Here is a 13,558-nt window from a genome sequence, read left to right as displayed (position 1 = left end):
CGTTATTCCTCTTCGTCGTGGGCAGGCTGTTCTTTAACAATCCGAACCAGATCGACACGGTAGTCGTTGGCCTCGACAATGGTGATCCGCAGTGGCGGAACATCAATGACATCGCCTACACGAGGAATATGGCCATTAGCGGCGATCACTAACCCCGCGACCGTCGCAATATCGCCCTCTTCGTTCACCAGATGGTCAACTTCCAGCGCCTGCTGTAGCGCATGGAGATCGGTGCCGCCCTTCACTATCCAGCCCTCGGCATCGGCAACGATTTCCGGCGTTTCATCGGCATCCGGGAACTCACCGGCAATCGCTTCCAGCACATCCAGCGGCGTAACCAGCCCCTGCACCACGCCGAACTCGTTCGTGACGATAACGAAACTGCCGCGCGCGCGGCGCAAAACGCCTAACAGATTGATAGGATCAAGCGTTTCCGGCACCACTATCGCCGGGGAAGACGCGGCGATAGCCGCAACGTCCGCGCCCTCTTCCAGCGCCACCAGCAACTCTTTCGCGCGAACGATACCGATAATTTCATCCAGCTCGCCCCGACATACCGGGAACAGGCTATGCGGAGAAGAGAGTAACTGCTGACGGATTTCAGCTACGCTGAGATTCGCATCCACCCAACTAATTTCGCCTCGCGGCGTCATAATGCCGCGCAGGGAGCGCGACGCCAGAGTCAGTACGCCGTTAATCATGTAGCGTTCTTCTTCGGCGAAGGCGCCTTCCGACACCGATATCGCGGCCGGGCTATCCGTCTCATGTTGCGTACTTGCCTGACGTTTACCGCCCATCAGACGCAGGATAGCGTCCGCAGTACGCGCGCGCAGCGGCAACGTGGACTGATGACGAATAAAGTTGCGGCGCGCAATCTGGTTAAACACCTCGATAACGATCGAGAAACCAATTGCCGCGTACAGGTAGCCTTTCGGAATATGGAAACCAAACCCTTCCGCCACCAGGCTCAAGCCGATCATCAGCAGGAAACTCAGACAGAGCACCACCACCGTCGGATGCTGGTTGACAAAACGGGTCAGCGGTTTTGACGCCAGTAGCATCACCGCCATCGCAATCACCACCGCCGCCATCATAACCGGCAGATGGTTTACCATACCTACCGCCGTAATCACGGCGTCCAGCGAGAAGACCGCATCCAGGATGACAATCTGCGTGACTACCACCCAGAAGCTCGCATAGCCTTTACCGTGTCCGGTGTCATGCTCGCGGTTTTCCAGACGTTCATGCAGCTCGGTGGTCGCTTTAAACAGCAGGAATATACCGCCCAGCAGCATAATTAAATCGCGGCCGGAGAAGGTAAAATCCCAGACGGTAAAGAGCGGCTTTGTTAAGGTCACCAGCCACGAAATAATGGACAGCAGCGCCAGACGCATAATCAGCGCCAGCGAGAGCCCGATAAGACGCGCTTTGTCACGCTGCTTTGGCGGCAATTTATCGGCGAGGATCGCGATAAAGACCAGGTTATCGATACCCAGGACAATTTCCAGGACGACGAGCGTGAGTAAACCCACCCAAATTGAGGGATCCATTAATAATTCCATGACAAGCTCCTGCTTAAGGAATGACTAAACGGCGCCCACAACATCTCAAAGGATGCAGGCGGTAACGCAATAAACAAAGTAAGGCTATGGCAAGATATGCCAGATTGACAGGCGCAAAACGGCCAAAGAGTGAAATGACGTCGGTGACGATCCATACAACGGGCTGCTGCCCTATACCCCATTCTAATTAAACGGAAGCTAAACATAACAGAGACAACTGGTTTTTGGCAAAGATTTACCTTCCTTTGCAAAGAGATGTAACCGGGATATTTTACACTTCGAAATTTCTCATTATCGAAAACAAAATTACGGATCTCCATCACACAAAATATTTTTTTCGATATCTAAAATAATTCACGAAAATCATGCGTTTTTCGTTGTAACCCTCATCTGAATCGATTCGCTTGCGGACGGCGATTCAAAAAATACATCTGTCAAGTTGATGTGTTGACAATAATAAAGGAGGTAGCAAGTGACCATTGCTATTGTTATAGGCACACATGGTTGGGCTGCAGAGCAGTTACTTAAAACAGCCGAAATGCTGTTAGGCGAGCAGGAAAACGTCGGCTGGATCGATTTCGTTCCAGGCGAAAATGCCGAAACGCTGATCGAAAAGTACAACGCTCAGTTGGCTAAACTCGATACCAGTAAAGGCGTGCTATTTCTCGTTGATACATGGGGAGGCAGTCCGTTTAATGCTGCCAGCCGCATTGTCGTCGATAAAGAGCGCTATGAAGTTATTGCCGGCGTCAACATCCCGATGCTGGTCGAAACGTTTATGGCTCGTGACGACGATCCGAGCTTTGACGAGCTGGTCGCACTGGCGGTAGAAACCGGTCGTGAAGGCGTAAAAGCGCTGAAAGCGAAACTGGTAGAAAAAGCCGCGCCAGCGCCAGTCGCCGCCGCGCCAAAAGCGGCCGCACCGGCAAAACCGATGGGCCCGAATGATTATATGGTTATCGGGCTTGCCCGTATTGATGACCGCCTCATTCACGGTCAGGTCGCTACCCGCTGGACCAAAGAGACCAATGTCAGCCGTATTATTGTTGTGAGCGATGAAGTGGCGGCGGATACCGTTCGTAAAACGCTGCTGACGCAAGTTGCGCCGCCGGGCGTTACGGCGCATGTGGTTGACGTCGCGAAGATGATTCGCGTCTACAATAACCCGAAATACGCCGGTGAACGCGTGATGCTTCTGTTTACCAATCCTACCGACGTCGAGCGCATCGTTGAGGGCGGCGTGAAAGTCACTTCCGTGAACATTGGCGGTATGGCCTATCGTCAAGGTAAAACGCAGGTGAACAACGCCGTTTCCGTCGATGAAAAGGATATCGAAGCCTTTAAAAAGCTCAACGAGCGCGGCATCGAGCTTGAGGTGCGTAAAGTTTCCACCGATCCGAAACTGAAAATGATGGATTTAATTGCCAAAGTGGCGAAATAACCGCCGGCATTTAATTAGCTTTCACACTTAAGATAGCAATAGGAGAAGTACAATGGAGATTACCACTCTTCAGATTGTGCTGGTGTTCATCGTCGCATGTATCGCGGGTATGGAGTCGGTACTTGATGAATTTCAGTTCCACCGTCCGCTGATCGCCTGTACCTTAATCGGCGCCGTTTTGGGGGACATGAAAACCGGTATTATCATCGGCGGTACTCTGGAAATGATCGCTCTGGGCTGGATGAACATCGGTGCTGCCGTTGCGCCTGATGCCGCACTGGCGTCCATCATCTCTACCGTTCTGGTCATCGCCGGGCATCAAAGCATTGGCGCCGGTATCGCGCTGGCGATACCGCTGGCGGCGGCAGGCCAGGTACTGACCATTATCGTTCGTACCATCACCGTGGCATTCCAGCACGCGGCGGACAAGGCGGCTGAAAACGGCAACCTGACGGCGCTCTCCTGGCTGCACGTTTCTTCTCTGTTCCTGCAGGCAATGCGTATCGCCATCCCGGCGGTTATCGTTGCCATCTCCGTAGGCACCAGCGAAGTACAGGGAATGCTGAATGCGATTCCTGAAGTCGTCACAGGCGGTCTGAACATCGCTGGCGGCATGATCGTCGTGGTTGGTTATGCGATGGTTATCAACATGATGCGCGCAGGCTACCTGATGCCGTTCTTCTACCTCGGTTTCGTCACCGCGGCTTTCACAAACTTCAACCTGGTCGCACTGGGTGTCATCGGCGCAGTGATGGCTATTCTTTACATCCAGCTGAGCCCGAAATACAACCGTGTAGCAGGCGCGCCTGCAGCGGCTGCTGGCAATAACGATCTCGACAACGAACTGGACTAACAGGTGAGCGAAATGGTTGATATGACTAAAACTACCACCGAGAAAAAACTCACTCCGAGCGATATTCGCGGCGTATTTCTTCGTTCTAACCTGTTCCAGGGGTCATGGAACTTCGAACGTATGCAAGCGCTGGGCTTCTGCTTCTCTATGGTGCCGGCGATTCGTCGCCTGTATCCGGAGAATAATGACGCGCGTAAACAGGCGATTAAACGTCACCTGGAGTTCTTTAACACTCATCCTTACGTTGCGGCGCCGGTACTGGGCGTGACCCTGGCAATGGAAGAAAAGCGTGCGAACGGCGCAGAGATTGACGATGGCGCTATCAACGGTATCAAAGTCGGTCTGATGGGACCGCTGGCAGGCGTCGGCGACCCTATCTTCTGGGGTACCGTCCGTCCGGTATTCGCGGCGCTGGGCGCAGGTATTGCGATGAGCGGCAGCCTGCTTGGTCCGCTGCTGTTTTTCATCCTGTTTAACCTGGTGCGTCTGGCGACCCGTTATTATGGCGTGGCTTATGGCTACCGCAAAGGCGTCGATATCGTTAAAGATATGGGCGGCGGCTTCCTGCAAAAACTGACTGAGGGGGCGTCAATCCTCGGCCTGTTTGTCATGGGGGCATTGGTTAACAAGTGGACGCATGTGAATATCCCGCTGGTGGTCTCCACCATCACCGGTCAGGATGGTCAGACACGCGTTACCACCGTGCAAACCATTCTCGACCAGCTGATGCCGGGGCTGGTTCCGCTACTGTTGACCTTTGCCTGTATGTGGCTGCTGCGTAAGAAAGTTAACCCGCTGTGGATTATCGTGGGCTTCTTCGTCATCGGTATCGCCGGCTACTCCGTAGGACTGCTGGGCCAATAAGGCTGTTGTACACTACCGGGGCCAAACGGCCCCGTTTTTTTATTTCTCTGGAGGATAAATGACTATCACGGACCTGGTGCTGATTCTCTTTATTGCCGCATTATTGGCTTACGCTCTCTACGATCAGTTCATCATGCCCCGTCGCAATGGCCCCACTCTGCTTTCTATAGCCCTGCTTCGCCGTGGTCGCGTAGACAGCGTTATCTTCGTTGGGCTGGTCGCCATCCTTATTTATAACAACGTAACCAGCCACGGAGCGCAGATGACCACATGGTTATTAAGTGCGCTGGCGTTAATGGGGTTTTATATATTCTGGATCCGCACGCCACGGATCATCTTTAAACAACGTGGCTTTTTCTTCGCCAATGTCTGGATAGAATATAACCGTATTAAAGAGATGAATTTATCGGAGGACGGCGTACTGGTGATGCAATTAGAACAACGACGCTTGCTTATCCGTGTACGCAATATCGACGATCTGGAAAAAATATATAAGCTTCTTATTGAAAATCAATAACCTAAGATATAGCCTCAACTATGTTTTTCGAATTTTATTTCGAATCATAATATAGCTAAGGCTATATTTTCTATTGACCAATTGTTATTTAATTTAACGTTTTATTGATGAATAAATCTAAATGAAAATCGTTTTCAATTAGAAGACAAATAATATTTTATCGCTGTTGTTTTATATTCTAAAAATATGTTAATGTTGCGCCGTCAATTGGGGAGTAGCCGATTTCCAGACTCCGGAAATGTACGCGTCAACATACTCGTTGCAAAACGTGGCGCGTACGGACCAGCCGCCGCTGGTCAGGCGAGACCATAGGCGCATCAACTGCTGTGTATTTCGTCACAGAATGGCGACATGCATGTTTGCTGGGGGCAGTGATGTGTTTAATGGATACCCCGGTCAGGACGTTGTCATGCACTTTACTGCTACTGTTCTTCTCGCTTTCGGCATGTCGATGGATGCTTTCGCGGCATCAATTGGCAAAGGCGCCACCCTACATAAACCCAAATTCTCAGAAGCGTTGCGTACCGGCCTTATCTTTGGCGCGGTTGAAACGCTGACCCCGTTAATCGGCTGGGGGCTGGGGATATTGGCGAGTAAATTCGTTCTGGAATGGAACCACTGGATAGCCTTTGTTCTGCTGATCTTTCTGGGCGGACGCATGATCATCGAAGGTATCCGCGGCGGTAGTGATGAAGATGAAACACCGTTACGTCGCCACAGCTTTTGGCTATTAGTCACGACGGCTATCGCGACCAGCCTCGATGCGATGGCGGTTGGCGTCGGTCTGGCGTTTTTGCAGGTAAACATCATCGCTACCGCATTAGCTATCGGTTGCGCCACGCTTATCATGTCCACCCTCGGAATGATGATCGGTCGCTTTATCGGTCCAATGCTGGGTAAGCGTGCTGAAATTCTCGGCGGGGTCGTACTGATAGGAATTGGCGTCCAGATCCTCTGGACGCATTTTCACGGTTAACGGTTACGCTGCCAGAGATGAAGGTTGAAATCCGTCTGGCAGCTAAGTCCGGCGCTGGCAGCCAGTTGTTCCCACACTTCTGGTCTGGCGCGCCAGGCAAATGGCGTCATTTGCAACAGTGCTACAGCCGCTTCGGCGGTGAGCTGCATGTGATAAGCAAGGCGGGTACTCTGCTGCAATGTGAATCCGTCGAGCTGCTCGGTATACGGCGCATGTAAACGCACCTCATCATAAATGAGCCCTTTTAGTTCCATCAGATGATGCGGTCCCGGCGTGGCGGTAACGACCCAACCACCAGGTTTCACCACGCGCGCTAATTCCTGCGCCTTACACGGGGCGTAGATTCTGATCACCGCATCCATTGACGCATCGGCAAAGGGCAGTCGATGGCTTGACGCCACACAAAACTTCACCTGCGAATAGCGCTTCGCCGCCGCTTTGATCGCCGTTTTAGCAACGTCCAGTCCAAACGTGGTGACTCCCGGCAACGCCTCGGCAAAAGCATGAGTGTAATACCCCTCGCCGCAGCCGATATCCAGAATCGCCGTGGCCGACTGATCCAGCCGCTCGCGCAACAGGTTAATCACGGCATCGCGCAGCGGCTGATAATGGCCCGCATCAAGAAACGCTCTCCTCGCCTGCATCATTTCGGCGCTGTCGCCCGGATCGCGCGAACGTTTATGCTGTACCGGCAGCAGATTGATGTAGCCCTCTTTCGCCACATCAAACTGATGGCGCTGTGGACATATAACGCTGTTATTAATCTGCGTAAGCGGCTGATGGCAAAGCGGACAGGTAAACGACATGACAACTCCGGACTGGGGCGCTAAAGGGCGCAAGTGTAACGCGAATTGCGCCCCGGGAAAATCCTTTACGAGCCCGGAACCGCAACGTGGCTGCCATGCATCACCAGAAGGTGATCTGAATCGGCTGGCATACCGTCTGGCTCAACATTTTCCAGCCGCAGCACATCGCCCATGATCTGGCTGAATACGGGCGCAGATACCGCGCCACCATAATAAGCCCCATTTTGCGGATTATTAATCACCACCACCAGCGCAAATCTGGGATTACTTGCCGGCGCGACGCCTGCGGTATATGCCACATACTTATCGACGTATTTACCATCATCGCCAATTTTTTTCGCCGTCCCGGTTTTGACCGCAATACGGTAGTCTCTTACTGCGGCTTTTGTTCCGCCGCCGCCAGGCAACGCGACGCTCTCCATCATATGTTCCACCTCGTGCACCAGTTCTTCCGGCATTACCCGCGTGCCGATCACGGGCGGATCAACTTTGGTGATCGATAACGGACGGTAGATACCAAAGCTGCCAATCGTGGCATAAACATGCGCCAGTTGCAGCGGCGTCACCATTAATCCATAGCCAAAAGCGAAGGTAGCGCGATCTAAATCACTCCAGTAACGGCGTTTCGGTAATAACCCGCTGCTCTCTCCGGTGAGACCCAGTCCGGTAGGCACGCCGAAACCAAAGCTTTTATAAGTATCCATTAATTTCTGCACCGGCATCGCCAGAGAAAGGTGAGAAACGCCGGTATCGCTGGATTTTTGCAAAATGCCGGTTAATGTCAGTTCCGGATAGTAACCGACGTCGCGGATACGGTGTCCATCAAGAATAAAAGGATGAGTATCGATAACGCTGTCCGGTTGCACGATACCCTGCTGTAACGCAGTCATAATGACCAACGGCTTCACAGTAGAACCGGGTTCGAAAGTATCGCTAATCGCGCGGTTACGAAAATCGTCCAACTGCGCGCCTTCACGGTTGTTCGGGTTGAAATCCGGGTAGCTCGCCATCGAGAGAATTTCACCCGTTGGGATGTTAATCAATACGGCAGCGCCGGATTCCGCTTTGTTCCAGATGACGGCGTTATCCAGCGCATCTTCGGTAACCGTTTGCAGACGTTCATCAATGCTAAGCTGAAGTTCATGAGCAGGAACCGGATTCACTTCCGTAATGTTCTCAATAACGTGACCAAATTTATCTTTACGCACCAGTCGGGAGCCCGGTTTTCCCGTCAGTTGCGCGTTAAAGCTCTTTTCAATACCTTCTATTCCCTGCCCGTCGATATTGGTAAAGCCGATCAAATTGGCCGCTACGTGTCCGGCAGGGTAAAAACGGCGCGACTCTTCCCGCAGGTTAATACCCGGTAGATTCAGTTTATCTATCCATTCGGCTTGCTGGGGTGAAACCTGGCGCGCAAGGTAGATAAAACGGCCTGCCGGGTTACTGTTTACCCGTTCCGCAAGCGTACTGAGAGACAGATGTAAGGCGCTGGCCAGCGCCTGCCAGCGCTCATTGTAGCCAACGCCGCCTTTGCTTATGATAGTCTTCGGATCGGCCCAGACAGCATTAACCGGAACGCTCACCGCTAAGGGTCGCCCTTCTCTGTCGGTGATCATGCCGCGTGGAGAGGCCGTGGTCACTTCACGAAGCGAGCGCATATCTTCTTGTTTCACCAGTTTCGACGGCGTAACAATTTGCAACCATGCCACCCGCCCTAACAACAATGCCATGCTGAGCAGAATGGCAGTGCAAAGTAGTGCAAAACGTATGGGCGTAAAATTACGGGTATCGCCGTCGCTTTTCTTTTTCACCTGATCTCCAGCCGAATCATTTTTCAGGTGATTGATTTAACGGGAAACGGACGGAAAAACCAGAAAAAACAATGCTAATAACCTCGCGCCTTTGCAACAAATCGCTAACGAGAGCGCATCCAGACACATTTTGAAGGATATTGAATTAAAAAGCCCCGCTTTTAGCGAGGCTTTATATCTGAGGCTGACGCGACAAACGCATCAAATCAGTGGTGTCGATCAGATAGCTGTTACGTTAACAGCAGCCGGACCTTTCTGGCCGTCCTGAATTTCGAACTCAACGTTCTGGCCTTCAGCCAGAGTTTTGAAACCATTGCCCTGGATAGCGGAGAAGTGTACGAACACATCTTTGCTGCCGTCAGCCGGAGTAATGAAGCCAAAACCTTTGGATTCGTTGAACCACTTAACTTGACCTTTAATCTTTGCCATTTGCAAAATTCCTTAGAGTGTTTTCTTTGCCCGTAGGCATAACATAGATAAAACTGAGACATTACTGCTTGAGGCACTAATATAAGGTTCGGCAGAGAAGCGGTATTCAACGTCAACGTGTTTACTCAGGACTTCTTTACTGAAAATGCCACACATAAACAGAACTGTACCTCGTTTAACCCAAAGCCTGTTATCACATACAACGTTAATTATGGCAAGCCATTTTTAAACGTGTCTCGATCCGTCGCACAAATTACGAGAACCTTCACAAATTGACAGCACGTTTATGCAACAAAATTGCGAAAGATATATCCTCACGCGCTGACGGACTCCTGACAACGTCACTGCTGAAAAGCCATTTTTCTACCATAGCTCAATAACTTCGCTTCTTCCAGTGCATCAAATCACATTTAAAAGCTGTATTTTTCATATCACTTTTTATGCTGAGTTATGCATAAATTGTCACAATGATAAAAAACACCTTTTAATCAAAATAATAGAAAAGAAAAGCGATTTTCGACACCGCTTTTTGTGATGTTCTGCGTCTTTACAGAATGCCTTAAAATAATGAACAAACAATGACAATCCATAAAGAGAGAGAAACGTTTCGCTTTTAATAGAGAATGAGCAGTATCACAAAAATGCCATATGTCCATTTGTTATACATATAAAACTATGTTGCATATAAAGCCATATATTATGTAAGGCGTTGATGCCGTAGTATCAGTTGCAAACGGCAACGCGGAGAGATCCGACGGGGAAATGGGGCGTATGGCACTGGCGCCATTTGCGCCCCGGTAAGCATTATCGTTCTGCAACCAGACGAATGATGTCCTCATCCTCTTTTGGTTCGCTTGCCGCTGTTGCGGGTTCCGCTTCTTTTTCTGGTTCGTTTGCTTCGCAAAGGCGACGTAACAACGCGTTTTGCCGCTTCTGTTGATCCAATAACGCTTCGAGCAGTTCTATCTGCTCGTTGGCACGGGAACTTGCCCGGTTGACAAAGAACCAGAGCGCCAGCCCCACCACCAGAACCACCATTGATACTATTAAAGATGCAAGAGAAAACGCACCAGAGTTTAAAACGTCGTTCATTTCACCACCTCAATGTAGAGACGTCATTCTACCACTGCTACACGGGAAGGAAATCTCTGGTGTAAAACGTTTACCAGGGAATAAATTTATTGATGGCGCAAATACCGCTGAAAAATTGTACATCCTGATCGCACATGATATTAAACACCTGCGCCCACAGCAACAGGCATACTACCACCACGATGCCGAGAACGACCCATCGAAATTTTTTCACTCCACTCTCCGATCTTACATCTTATGTCGCTAAATTATCATGAGTTACTTAAACCAGGAGTAACTGTAGCGGCATTATATGTTTTTAGGAATGATTCACTTGTTTCAATCAATGTACACGCTACTCTTATTCTAACTAAAAAAGAAAAGAGGTAGTAATGCGTTTGATCATTCGCGCAATTGTATTGTTTGCCCTGGTGTGGATAGGCCTGCTGATGAGCGGCTATGGCATCCTGGTGGGAAGTAAAGTGAACGCTGCGGGGCTGGGTTTACAGTGCCATTACCTGACCGCACGCGGCACCAGCACGGCGCAATATCTCCATACCAACAGCGGCATTATCGGCTTTTCCGACTGTCCCATTTTCAGAAAAATCGCCACCGTGGTGGATAATGGCTAAGCGGCAATAAATAATTTCACAGTGAAACTATCACCAATAATTCCCCTATATTGGCTGTTATTCATAAGTACTGTTAAATAATATTTTAATAACCGTTAAATAAGCCGACAGATATTATCTACTTTTACGATTTCATCCCACCCGATGTTATAAAAAAAGCAGCTACATTTTTCGTAGCTGCTTTTTTTAACGTCATGCAAATAACGTTGCTTAGAAGGGATAATCGTTGTAACCCATTTGTTCAGAAATTTTACGCGCGGCGGCGTGTAACATAGCCACATATTCCTGTAGGCGTTCTTCTGAAAAACGCAGCGTCGGGAACGAAATGCTTAACCCTGCGATGACTACGCCAAAACGGTCAAATACCGGTACGCCGATACAACGTAACCCTTCTTCCTGTTCTTCGTTATCTTCACCGTAGCCTTGCGCACGCACTTCATCCAACAGCGGCAGCAACGCTTCAGTGCTGGTAATCGTGCGTCCCGTGCTTTGCTTATACTCTACGCCGTCGAGAATCTGCTTAACCTCATCACGGTCGCGCCAGGCCAGAAGCACTTTACCGATGGCCGTACTGTACAGCGGATTACGACGCCCAATACGTGAGTACATCCGCAGATTGTACATAGAGTCAATTTTATGGATATAGACAATGCTGTCTTCATCCAGCGCGCCAAGATGGATAGTTTCTTTTGTCAGACGAGACAGTTCGCGCATCTGAATGTCCGCACTGCGGATGAGATCAACATTTTGCAACGCTCGCGCGCCCAGCTCAAACAGCTTTAGCGTCAGAGAGTATTTTTCAGACTCCCCTTCCTGAGCCACGTAGCCCAGCGTTTTCATGGTTTGCAAAAAGCGATAAACGGTGCTTTTCGACATCATGACGCGCTGCGATAGCTCGGTAATCCCTATTTCACGCTCTTCACCCAGCGCCTGCAGAATGCCGAAAACTTTCAGCACAGAAGATACAGAATCAGGCTGCTTATCCAGATCTGCGTTTGCCATTTATCACCTCATTACGAGCGTTTTATAAAATTCAGAACGAGTTTTTATTATAATTTCACGCCAGGTCGCCCGCAATCCATCTTTGCTTACTTCGTTACAAATCTGCGACATAACAACTCAGTATTAATGCTAACATTATTATTCAGCTCATAATTCCCCTTATTACAAAATACTTATGGAAAAAACACGGGCCGATGGCCTGCCCCTCCCGCAGAGATACGGCGCTATCCTGACGATTATTATCGGTATTTCGATGGCGGTTCTGGATGGCGCAATCGCTAATGTCGCGCTGCCAACCATTGCGACTGATTTACATGCCTCCCCTGCCAGCTCTATCTGGATTGTCAATGCGTACCAAATCGCCATTGTCGTCTCACTACTTTCCCTGTCTTTTTTAGGCGACATGTTTGGTTATCACCGGATCTACAAATGTGGTTTAGTGGTATTTCTGCTTTCATCATTGTTTTGCGCGCTTTCAGACTCGCTGCAGATGCTGACGCTGGCGCGCATCGCGCAGGGATTTGGCGGCGCGGCGCTAATGAGCGTAAACACGGCGCTGATTCGTCTTATCTACCCCCAGCGTCATCTGGGACGAGGCATGGGAATTAACTCTTTTATCGTCGCAGTCTCTTCCGCCGCGGGTCCGACGATCGCCGCAGCGATTTTGTCCATCTCATCATGGAAATGGCTGTTTCTGATTAATGTCCCGTTAGGTATCATCGCGTTAATTCTGGCCATACGCTTTTTACCAGCAAACATCGCCCATGACACTAAGCCGCGCTTTGACTTACCGAGCGCGGTAATGAATGCGCTCACATTTGGCCTGCTGATTACCGCATTGAGCGGCTTTGCCCAGGGACAGTCGCTAACGTTGATTGGCGCAGAGCTGCTCGTTCTGGTCGTGGTCGGGTTTTTCTTCGTGCGCCGCCAGCTTTCTTTGCCCGTCCCTTTGTTACCCATCGACTTGTTACGCATTCCGCTTTTTTCACTCTCGATCGGCACGTCAATTTGCTCGTTCTGCGCGCAAATGTTAGCCATGGTCTCGCTACCTTTTTATCTGCAAACCGTGCTGGGCCGTAGCGAAGTAGAAACCGGCCTGTTATTGACGCCCTGGCCACTGGCAACGATGGTGATGGCGCCGCTGGCGGGGTACCTGATAGAACGTCTTCATGCCGGTTTGCTGGGGGCGCTGGGAATGGTGATAATGGCAGCCGGGTTGTTTGCGCTGGTCATGTTGCCAGCCTCCCCCTCCGATCTGAATATTATCTGGCCGATGATCCTTTGCGGCGCAGGGTTTGGCCTGTTCCAGTCGCCGAATAATCACACCATTATCACTTCCGCGCCGCGTGAGCGCAGCGGTGGCGCCAGCGGGATGCTGGGCACGGCGCGACTGTTAGGCCAAAGTACTGGCGCCGCGCTGGTAGCGCTGATGTTGAACCAGTTTGGCGATAGCGGTACGCATCTTTCTCTGCTCGCAGCGGCGATCCTGGCGACTCTCGCGGCGGTGGTGAGCGGTTTACGTATTACGCAACCACGCGTTCAGGAGTAAAAAAAGCGCGTCATTCGACGCGCTTTTCATACTTGCCAGTGGGCT

Annotated in this window: 16 protein-coding genes and 1 riboswitch; of the genes, 7 read left to right on the top strand and 9 right to left on the bottom strand. The window is 50.6% G+C overall.

The annotated features are described in order from the left end of the window. Positions 1-2: 2 nt before the first annotated feature. Positions 3-1,562: a CNNM family cation transport protein YoaE gene (gene yoaE, locus ACLJQD_RS06100; RefSeq protein ID WP_000421815.1), complete on the bottom strand. Its 1,560-nt coding sequence runs from the start codon at positions 1,560-1,562 to the stop codon at positions 3-5. Then, positions 1,550-1,717: a protein YoaL gene (locus tag ACLJQD_RS06095; protein ID WP_370739650.1), complete on the bottom strand. Its 168-nt coding sequence runs from the start codon at positions 1,715-1,717 to the stop codon at positions 1,550-1,552. Before ACLJQD_RS06095 ends, yoaE begins: the two co-directional genes overlap by 13 nt. Positions 1,718-2,034: 317 nt before the next feature. On the opposite strand from ACLJQD_RS06095, the gene manX reads away from it, so the two are divergent. The 5 genes from manX (at position 2,035) to mntP (ending at position 6,213) form a co-directional block, all read left to right on the top strand. Further along, positions 2,035-3,003, top strand: coding sequence for a PTS mannose transporter subunit IIAB (gene manX, locus ACLJQD_RS06090; RefSeq protein WP_017441971.1), 969 nt, complete (start codon positions 2,035-2,037; stop codon positions 3,001-3,003). 52 nt (positions 3,004-3,055) lie between these two features. After that, entirely contained in the window at positions 3,056-3,856 is an 801-nt protein-coding gene (gene manY / locus ACLJQD_RS06085) for a PTS mannose transporter subunit IIC (protein WP_000406918.1), read from the top strand. Between the two features lie 12 nt (positions 3,857-3,868). Further along, entirely contained in the window at positions 3,869-4,720 is an 852-nt protein-coding gene (locus ACLJQD_RS06080; RefSeq protein WP_001518647.1) for a PTS mannose transporter subunit IID, read from the top strand. Positions 4,721-4,778: 58 nt separating this feature from the next. Further along, a complete protein-coding gene (locus ACLJQD_RS06075) occupies positions 4,779-5,237 on the top strand; it encodes a DUF986 family protein (RefSeq protein WP_000156280.1) in 459 nt (152 codons plus the stop codon). Between the two features lie 196 nt (positions 5,238-5,433). Beyond that, positions 5,434-5,535, top strand: a riboswitch (yybP-ykoY riboswitch). 111 nt (positions 5,536-5,646) lie between these two features. After that, positions 5,647-6,213 (top strand): manganese efflux pump MntP, encoded by a 567-nt coding sequence (gene mntP, locus ACLJQD_RS06070; protein WP_001518359.1) that lies wholly within the window; start codon positions 5,647-5,649, stop codon positions 6,211-6,213. Here the strand turns inward: mntP and rlmA are convergent. The 6 genes from rlmA to mgrB form a co-directional block, all read right to left on the bottom strand. Next, on the bottom strand, positions 6,210-7,019 hold the full coding sequence (gene rlmA / locus ACLJQD_RS06065) for a 23S rRNA (guanine(745)-N(1))-methyltransferase (protein WP_000010924.1): 810 nt from the start codon (positions 7,017-7,019) through the stop codon (positions 6,210-6,212). The two genes, mntP and rlmA, sit on opposite strands and share 4 nt — an antisense overlap. A gap of 65 nt (positions 7,020-7,084) precedes the next feature. Continuing rightward, on the bottom strand, positions 7,085-8,830 hold the full coding sequence (gene ftsI / locus ACLJQD_RS06060) for a peptidoglycan glycosyltransferase FtsI (protein ID WP_000730317.1): 1,746 nt from the start codon (positions 8,828-8,830) through the stop codon (positions 7,085-7,087). Between the two features lie 219 nt (positions 8,831-9,049). Next, entirely contained in the window at positions 9,050-9,259 is a 210-nt protein-coding gene (gene cspE, locus ACLJQD_RS06055; protein ID WP_001062678.1) for a transcription antiterminator/RNA stability regulator CspE, read from the bottom strand. Between the two features lie 12 nt (positions 9,260-9,271). Beyond that, positions 9,272-9,415 carry a DUF2627 domain-containing protein gene (locus ACLJQD_RS06050; RefSeq protein WP_001537930.1) on the bottom strand — a complete coding sequence of 48 codons (144 nt, stop codon included), beginning with the start codon at positions 9,413-9,415 and terminating at the stop codon, positions 9,272-9,274. Positions 9,416-10,063: 648 nt separating this feature from the next. Next, complete coding sequence (locus tag ACLJQD_RS06045) at positions 10,064-10,351, bottom strand: YebO family protein (RefSeq protein WP_001000660.1); 288 nt, start codon at positions 10,349-10,351, stop codon at positions 10,064-10,066. A gap of 70 nt (positions 10,352-10,421) precedes the next feature. Continuing rightward, positions 10,422-10,565 (bottom strand): PhoP/PhoQ regulator MgrB, encoded by a 144-nt coding sequence (mgrB, locus tag ACLJQD_RS06040; protein WP_000714547.1) that lies wholly within the window; start codon positions 10,563-10,565, stop codon positions 10,422-10,424. 157 nt (positions 10,566-10,722) lie between these two features. On the opposite strand from mgrB, the gene yobH reads away from it, so the two are divergent. Further along, entirely contained in the window at positions 10,723-10,962 is a 240-nt protein-coding gene (gene yobH / locus ACLJQD_RS06035) for an invasion protein YobH (protein ID WP_001236777.1), read from the top strand. 210 nt (positions 10,963-11,172) lie between these two features. Here yobH and kdgR read toward each other — a convergent pair whose 3' ends face one another. Beyond that, positions 11,173-11,964 (bottom strand): DNA-binding transcriptional regulator KdgR, encoded by a 792-nt coding sequence (gene kdgR / locus ACLJQD_RS06030; protein WP_001262195.1) that lies wholly within the window; start codon positions 11,962-11,964, stop codon positions 11,173-11,175. A 175-nt stretch (positions 11,965-12,139) separates the two neighbouring features. Here kdgR and ACLJQD_RS06025 point away from each other — a divergent pair, with 175 nt between their 5' ends. Next, positions 12,140-13,513, top strand: coding sequence for an MFS transporter (locus tag ACLJQD_RS06025; protein WP_017441970.1), 1,374 nt, complete (start codon positions 12,140-12,142; stop codon positions 13,511-13,513). The last annotated feature ends 45 nt before the right edge of the window (positions 13,514-13,558 follow it).

This window comes from Salmonella sp. SAL04214 (assembly GCF_046550615.1).
Lineage (GTDB): Bacteria > Pseudomonadota > Gammaproteobacteria > Enterobacterales > Enterobacteriaceae > Salmonella > Salmonella enterica.
The sequence above is the reverse complement of the archived record's forward strand: the minus strand, read 5'-3'. Positions and strand labels throughout refer to the sequence as shown.